The organism is Bacteroidota bacterium (genome assembly GCA_034723125.1).
Taxonomy (GTDB): Bacteria; Bacteroidota; Bacteroidia; order CAILMK01; family JAAYUY01; genus JAYEOP01.
Window position 1 is genome coordinate 1 of the sequence record JAYEOP010000533.1, and the last position, 7,759, is coordinate 7,759.

9 protein-coding genes are annotated in these 7,759 nt (G+C 28.6%); 8 read left to right on the plus strand and 1 reads right to left on the minus strand.

Annotated features, from left to right (window positions below; translation table 11 throughout):
* Positions 1-150: 150 nt before the first annotated feature.
* From U9R42_13745 to U9R42_13755, 3 genes are all read left to right on the plus strand, one after another.
* Positions 151-723, plus strand: coding sequence for a hypothetical protein (locus tag U9R42_13745; protein MEA3497085.1), 573 nt, complete (start codon positions 151-153; stop codon positions 721-723).
* Between the two features lie 135 nt (positions 724-858).
* Positions 859-3,231: a hypothetical protein gene (locus tag U9R42_13750; GenBank protein ID MEA3497086.1), complete on the plus strand. Its 2,373-nt coding sequence runs from the start codon at positions 859-861 to the stop codon at positions 3,229-3,231.
* Positions 3,232-3,233: 2 nt separating this feature from the next.
* On the plus strand, positions 3,234-3,935 hold the full coding sequence (locus tag U9R42_13755; protein ID MEA3497087.1) for a Yip1 family protein: 702 nt from the start codon (positions 3,234-3,236) through the stop codon (positions 3,933-3,935).
* On the opposite strand, the gene U9R42_13760 is transcribed toward U9R42_13755, so the two are convergent.
* Positions 3,924-4,103 (minus strand): hypothetical protein, encoded by a 180-nt coding sequence (locus tag U9R42_13760; GenBank protein ID MEA3497088.1) that lies wholly within the window; start codon positions 4,101-4,103, stop codon positions 3,924-3,926. The two genes, U9R42_13755 and U9R42_13760, sit on opposite strands and share 12 nt — an antisense overlap.
* 297 nt (positions 4,104-4,400) lie before the next feature.
* Here U9R42_13760 and U9R42_13765 point away from each other — a divergent pair, with 297 nt between their 5' ends.
* The 5 genes from U9R42_13765 (at position 4,401) to U9R42_13785 (ending at position 7,417) form a co-directional block, all read left to right on the plus strand.
* A complete protein-coding gene (locus U9R42_13765) occupies positions 4,401-5,321 on the plus strand; it encodes a proline dehydrogenase family protein (GenBank protein MEA3497089.1) in 921 nt (306 codons plus the stop codon).
* Between the two features lie 103 nt (positions 5,322-5,424).
* On the plus strand, positions 5,425-5,610 hold the full coding sequence (locus tag U9R42_13770; protein ID MEA3497090.1) for a hypothetical protein: 186 nt from the start codon (positions 5,425-5,427) through the stop codon (positions 5,608-5,610).
* 79 nt (positions 5,611-5,689) lie between these two features.
* Positions 5,690-6,154 carry a nucleoside deaminase gene (locus U9R42_13775; GenBank protein MEA3497091.1) on the plus strand — a complete coding sequence of 155 codons (465 nt, stop codon included), beginning with the start codon at positions 5,690-5,692 and terminating at the stop codon, positions 6,152-6,154.
* A gap of 11 nt (positions 6,155-6,165) precedes the next feature.
* Positions 6,166-6,642: a WbuC family cupin fold metalloprotein gene (locus tag U9R42_13780; protein ID MEA3497092.1), complete on the plus strand. Its 477-nt coding sequence runs from the start codon at positions 6,166-6,168 to the stop codon at positions 6,640-6,642.
* A 94-nt stretch (positions 6,643-6,736) separates the two neighbouring features.
* Entirely contained in the window at positions 6,737-7,417 is a 681-nt protein-coding gene (locus U9R42_13785; GenBank protein MEA3497093.1) for a hypothetical protein, read from the plus strand.
* Positions 7,418-7,759 lie beyond the last annotated feature (342 nt).

Consider the following 7,759-nt stretch of genomic DNA (forward strand, 5'->3'; position numbering starts at 1 on the left):
AATCACAAAGTATGAAACAATTCATTATGGAATTATTATACTATTGATTTTCTTTATGTTATCACAACTCGACATTTAATAAGTTTCCGAATATCAATTCTTTATATTCAAATGCGAAACTTGAGTTGTTAACAATTAAAAATAATTATTATGAAATTAAAATTATCACTGGTCATTTTTGTTTTTACATTTTTTTCTTTTCAAATACTTGCTCAGAATGAGGTTGGTAAAGACAAATTGACGCTTGTAGAAAAAACAACAGTAACCTATAGTTCAAGAGGAATTTCAACAAGTACTTCAACAAGAAGCGAGATGTATTACACAATTGGAGATAGTAAGAAGAAACGTGTGGGAAAAAATTATGAAAATATTAAAAGATACTTTCGTGAATGTGATCCTTGTTTAGAACATTATAATTTATGTGTGAACGAATGTTTGGAACAAACTAAGTATAATTGGTATAAGCTTGGAGCTACAGGTGTATTAATCGTAGGTGCTATTATAGCAGGAAAGTCTTATCTAAATTCCTCAAGTGATGGAGATGGATCCTTGCCAATTGCTACTTATGCAGGAATTGGTATTGGCGTTGCTGGTTTTGCTGGTTATGCTGTTTATAATTTTAAATCAGGCAAATGTTATAGTAGAGCTCAAAATCATGCTATTGATGCAGTGAGTTCATACAATGAATATTATTTTAAGGATGAGGATGAGGACGAGGACTAAGGCTAAGACTAAGGCTAAATTAAGACTAAGGCTAAGACATAAGGCTGAGGCGTAGATTAAGATTTGACTCAATAACTGATTATTTGTTAAGATTTATTAAATTTGTGTCAATTAAAAATCAGATTTTAAATTGATATGAAGAAACTAATTACATTGTTTTTATTTTGCTTTTTTATTTCTCAGGCATTTTCTCAATCACTAATAGTATTTAGCGATAAAACAACAGAAAGATACCTTATAAAATATGAGAATTCTTACGAAAGTTCACAACGAATTCTAAATGAACTTCTTCAAGTGATTGCTGATGAACGTTCTGAAAACATCTATTACACCCAATTAACATTTGAACATGAGCAACTTGTAAGAATTATTACAAACAATAAAAAAGTTATAATTGAAGTTGACTTTAATAATTTTCGAACAGGACAAATTATCTACAAGGGTTTTGATATTTCAGAGGTTTTTGTTCCTTCTAAAATTACATTTAAGGGGGAATTACTAACAACACAAAACAAACATATTGCTAATTATTCAAGAAATAGAGAATCATTAAACCCTTATAAAAATCATTTCGAATTTAAATATTTAGATAGTTTAAATTACAAAAAGTATAACTTTATTGTAAATTCTAAATCATTTATTTATACAAATGAGAATAAAGAACTATTAACAAGAAAGCAAGAAGATATTAATTATTATCACTCTGCTAACAACAGGATATTGCAGGCTTTATCCGACCTTAGCTATGTAAATCCCGATAATATCAACATGATATTTGAATATGAAAAGATGATTCAAGGAGTTGAACATCTTATTGCTGAGATAGAAAAGTCTGAAATTAAAAATCGATTGAATCTGAATGAAAATGATCCTTCACAATTTTTAAAAAAATATGATGACCTCAAATATATATCCGGGAATTTAGGGCAAAGTGTGAGGCATACAATTTCAATCCTTTATGAAATATATTACAACAAAGGACTTGAGTTTGTAGTAAATGAACAAATTCATGCTGCAAAAAAAATGTTTCATAAGTCATTGGAAATAAATCCTGTATTTGCTCCGTCATTGTTTCAGTTGGCAAAATTGGATTATAAAGATAATAAAATTGATGAAGCATCCTCAAAGATTCTGGATATTTTTTCAAGGATGAAGCCAGACCCCAATACTTATAATTTGATAATTGATTTTTCATCAAAGCTTGTGAATGACTATATGAACATGGCAGAAGATAACATAAAAGAAAGACTTTTTGAAAACTCACTTCGTGACATAAATAATGCTGAAGAATTATGTAACAAAGTTCAAGGACTTAATTGTAGTAAGGAAATTTTAGTTGTTAGAATAAAAGCAAAAAAAGGAATTTATAATAATTATCTTAATGTTGCGAAGAAGTATCTTGCAGAGGATAATTTAGATGAAGCAGAGAAACATATAAATAATGCTATTTCTTACCAAAGGTCAAATTCAACTGAAGTAAGAGATGCCGATGAAGCAAATAAATTATTATTAATAATAAAGGAAAAGGAATACTACAAAATTATTGAAAATGGTCGTAATTATTTAAAAATTCATAGCAATACACAAGCATTTGAAACATTTCAAAAAGCAGAGCAATTGCAGAAAAAATTTAATTTCGAACCGTCAAAAGAATTGCTTCCTTTGTTGCAAAAATCATTAAAACCAATTATTTTGCTTGATATTGAAGATGGATTTGATCTTGTTAAAAACAACAATATTAGAGAAACAAGAGCTGTTTTGAAAAAAACGGAAAGATTAATTGAAAAATATTCATTGACAAATGATAAAGAGATAGCAAATGAAATAATTGATCTAAAGAATAAAATATTTAAAAAAGAATGTCAGAATGTTAGAGAAAAATACTCTGAGTTTTTACTTGTATCTCAAATGAAAAAAAGTGAGAAAAAATATATTGAAGCAAACATTGAATTGAATAATGCTATTTCTGCAGTAAATAAAATGCCTGAGTGTAAAATTGATAAAAGCCGTGCTGAAAATGAGAAAAATGAAATTTTATCTGCGGTTACATATCAAAAAATGTTGAGGGAAACTGAGGAGCTAATTGACAATAATAAGTTTCAAAAAGCGGTTGAAAAGTACATGGAAGCTTCCACTTATTTTGAGCAATTAAAAGTTGAAGAATTCGGATTGAAACATCTGAATTTATTTGAGTTTTCAAAAAACAAAAAATCTTTACACCTTGCTTTTATGCTTAGATATTTTACCACAAAAAAGGAATTTGATAATTCACTGGAATTATTAAAAATATTAAAACAAAGAGAATATAATTCGAGGTACTTAAAGGAGGAACAGAAACAATTGGGGAATAATTTGGCAGTGAAGGATTACAATGTCAATGCTGACAATAATTTTAAGGAAGTACTTAATAACTATACAGGTGGAGATAAATGGTATAAATACTTAAAGAAAGAGTACACGAAAAAGTGGCGTAAGTTAAGTGGATTTTGGTTTTATAAAATATTTTAAGTATGCCTAAAAATTGGTCGAAAAAGGAAAGGAAAACTCTGCAAGAGGATGTGGGAAAGTTGCACGAGAAAGCGTTAAAGAAACCAAAACGAAAAATAGTACCAATAAAATCAATTTGGATAAGAACTAGCGATACTTTTCGATTTGTAGTAAGTGAGTATGATAGAAAAAAACTTTTTTTCCTTTATGCATTTGGGGGTATGGCAATTTTATTTAATCGTGCTATTGCTTTAAATTGGGGTGATGAACTAGGATTTTATAAAATATTAGTACTGGGTATTATTGCTTCACCTGTTTTAGGATTACTTTTATTTAATTTCATTTCGGGAGTATTGTATTTTATCGGTATGTGGTTAAAGGGTTCGGCTCATTTTTTTGAGATTAGAACAGTTGTTGGTTATTCATTAATCCCTGTAATATCTGTAATTTTTATTTATTTTATAAAAGTAGTAATTTTTGGTAAGGATATTTTTCTTTATGATTTTTATGCGTTAGAAACCACACATCTTTGGTCAAATGTATTTCTGATTTTTAGAGCTTTTGAAATAATGCTTGGAATAATTACCATAGAAATATTAGTAACAGGAATATCTGTAATTCAAAGATTCCCAAGTTGGAAAGCTTTTATAAATATTTTCCTATCAGTGATTCTGGTTATTGCAATTATTTTGGTTGGAACTCTTTTCTTATGGTTAATGCGATAAGGGAGGTTCTTTAAATACATTTCTTTTAAGAAACAAAGATAATGAATAAGATGCAAGGCACAAATTTTTCTGAATAGCCGTAGCTATTGAGAAAAATTTTAACGCAGTCAGATTGTTTATTATCTTTGTTCCCAAAGGGTTTTCAGAGTTTTTTATATACTTCTTCAAAACTTTTTACATTATCCCGATTTTTTTCAAATTTTTTCATTGTCTATAAAAAACTCTGGAAATCTTAATGCGAATGTATTTATAGAACCTCCCTAATATAATTCTCACTCAAAATCAGTTACATTTCTGAAAATAAGAAAGTTATACATATCTTTTATATATAAATAATATATTTGAAATTTTTTTGTAAAAATATGCTGATTGTCAGTATTGAAAATCTATATTTGAGAAAATTAAAATTATTTACTAATTTGATTTAAAAATAGATTTTATTTAGAAACGAAAAAAAGAAATATTATGTTTAATTGGTTTAATAAAATGATTTCATTAATACTTCCATATATGCCAAAATCTTTTGTATGGTTGTTTTCAAAAAGATATATTGCAGGAAAAACAATTGAAGATGCAATAAATGTTTCAAAAATACATAATGAAAAAGGAATGCTTGTTACCATTGATGTACTTGGTGAGTTTATTGAAAAACTTGAAGAAGCTGAAAAGAATACTGAGGAATATCTTGAAATAATTGATGTTGCTGAAAAAAATAAAATAAAAGGCAATTATTCTGTAAAGCCAACAATGTTCGGACTTTTGATTGATAAAGATATTTGTTATAATCATATCAGGACGATTGTAAAAAAAGCTGTTTCCTATAATAATTTTATCAGGGTCGACATGGAAGATTCCCAATGTGTAGATATGGAAATTGAATTGTTTAGAAAACTAAAAAAGGAATTTCCAAAAAATGTTGGATTAGTTTTTCAGTCATATATGAAAAGAACTATGCAAGATGTTAAAGATTTGCAGGACTTGAATTCAGAGAAGACACCTATAAGTTATCGATTATGTAAAGGAATTTATGTTGAGCCTGCTGAAATTGCATATAAAAAATATGAAAAGGTAAATGAAAATTATCTTGAGGTTCTTGAATATATGTTTGAAAATAAAATATATTCGGGAATTGCTACACATGATAAAAAGCTTGTGGAAGGAGCATATAAGTTGCTTGAAAAATATAAAGTGCCAAAGGAAATGTATGAATTTCAGATGCTTCATGGAGTTACACCTGAATTGAGGAATTCAATTGTTGAAAAGGGACACAAAATGAGAATTTATGTTCCTTATGGTGAAGATTGGTTTGGGTATTCAACAAGGCGGCTTAAAGAAAATCCAAGAATGGCATGGTTAATTATAAAATCGCTCTTTGTAAGAGGTTAAAAGTATTGTTGAAAAAAAATTTTAAATTAATTTGGATTTTCATATAAATATGTTTTATTTTGTATGAAATTTAAATCTGTATAAGATAAGAAATAAAAGTAATATGTTAAAAATTTACACGATTAAACAAAGTTTAATATTTTTCACACTCTTATTATTAACAACTTCTCTTAGTGCTCAACCATTGCCACCTAGCCCTACTTCTCCTATTTTAGGAGGTGTTGGAATTTTAGTACTTCTTGGAGTTCTTTTTGGAATTAGAAAATATAATCGTTCGAAAAAGAAATAATTGTGTTTTTATTAGTTGTCTATTACCTTTAGAATTAAAAAATCCTAAAGCCTTTTTTTAATTACTTACCAATTTTATCATGAATGAATTTATGTCGGTTGCCATTAATGAGGCACAAAATGGAATGTATAAAAATGAAGGTGGTCCTTTTGGAGCTGTTATCGTTAAAGATGGAAAAATTATTTCGGTTGCTCATAATGAAGTTTTAAGTTCAAATGACCCTACAGCACATGCTGAGATAATTGCAATTAGGAAAGCCTCAAAAAAACTAAATAATTTTGACCTTAGTGATTGTGAAATATATTCGACAGCAGAGCCTTGTCCTATGTGCTTAGCTGCAATTCACTGGGCAAGATTAAAAAAATTATACTTTGGTACTAATCAAAAAGATGCTACTCGTATTGGTTTCGATGATGAAAAGTTTTACGAAATAATTAAAGATAAGCAAAAATCTTCTCTGATAATTACTAAAGATGTAGAAAGAGATAAATGCCTGAGTTTGTTTGATTATTGGCAAAATAAAGAAGATAAAACGAATTATTAAATTTGATTTTAATGCTAAAAATAAATAAATCATTTCTTGAGAATATTTCAGCTAAAGCAAAAAAGTCTGAAAGGAAAAGAATGCATCATAATTTTCATAAGTCTTATGATGAAAAAGTACAAAGGCTTGTAAATGCTTGCGAACCTGACACATACATTCGACCTCATAAACATGATGATTCTGGAACAATTGAAATACTTCTTTTAATAAAAGGGAAAATATTAATAGTTATTTTTGATGATTCGGGGGGAATAATAGAGCATATCATCCTTGATAAAGAAAAAGAAAATTTTGCCGTTGAATTATATCCTGATGAATGGCATACAATAATTTCATTAGAAGAAAATAGTGCAATTTATGAAATAAAAGAAGGACCTTTTGATGAAAAAAAAGCAAAACATTTTGCCCCTTGGGCACCGGAAGAAAATGAAAAAGAGTTGGCTAAGGATTATTTGAATAAAATTTTGAAGAAATTAGGATTGGAGTGAGTTGGAGGAGAGTGGGCTCATATCTGTTATTTTTGTTTAACTTTGAAAATTAAATAATAGATTTATTTTCTAATCATTTTAAAACAATTGGCTTATGAAAAACATGAAATATATTTTAACTCTTTTTCTGTCTTTTAGTATTGTGCTTTTGCTTTCTGCACAAAATGAGTGCAAAGTACTCAAAAAGGGAATAGATGAAAGTTATGAAGGTGAATGTAAAAAAGGCTTGGCACACGGAGAAGGAATTGCAAAGGGAGAGGATTATTATAAAGGTGAATTTAAAAAAGGATTGCCTAACGGTAAAGGAATTTATAAATGGAAAGAAGGACAGATTTATGAAGGAAGCTGGAAAAATGGTGAACGACATGGCTCTGGGAAATATTATTTCCAAGCTGACGGTAAGGATAAAACTTTAGTAGGTATTTGGAAAAAAGATGAGTACAAAGGTCTGCCAACATCAATGAAATATAGTGTTATAAGAAAAGTAAGCATTGAAAGATATACAATAAGAAGGGTAGGAGATGGAAATCAAGTTGAAATAAAATTTGTTCAAATGGGAACAACAAACTCAACTATTACTGATTTTTTTATGACAGGAAGTTCCGGTTATCAGGTTGAGAAATATAATTCTCATGGATATGAAGGTATTAGCTTCCCATTTAAGGGACGTATTAAATATTCAACAATGAATCAGACAAAAACACAGCAATTGAAATGTGTTTTTGAATACGAAATAAAACAACCCGGTAAATGGGTGATTACTTTGCATAATTGAGTTTAGGAGGTTTTTGAAAAATATTTTTACTCATAAATAAAAAATTCCGCTTTTATACGGGATTTTTATTGTGGGCGATACAGGACTTGAACCTGTGATCCTCCCTGTTGTAAGGCATAGACATAAAAACGATATAATGCTTACGTGCAAAGGAATAAATGGAAGTTAAAAAAAGCTTACCGAAAACATACCGAAAACAAATAGCACTACAAAGCGAACAAAAGCAAATCAAACAAGAAATAAAATAAAACAAAAGCAAAAAAAAACAGCCACACACCCCGTATTAAAAGGAAATGTTGCTGTTTTGCGTTGTGGGCGATACAGGACTTGAACCTGTGACCC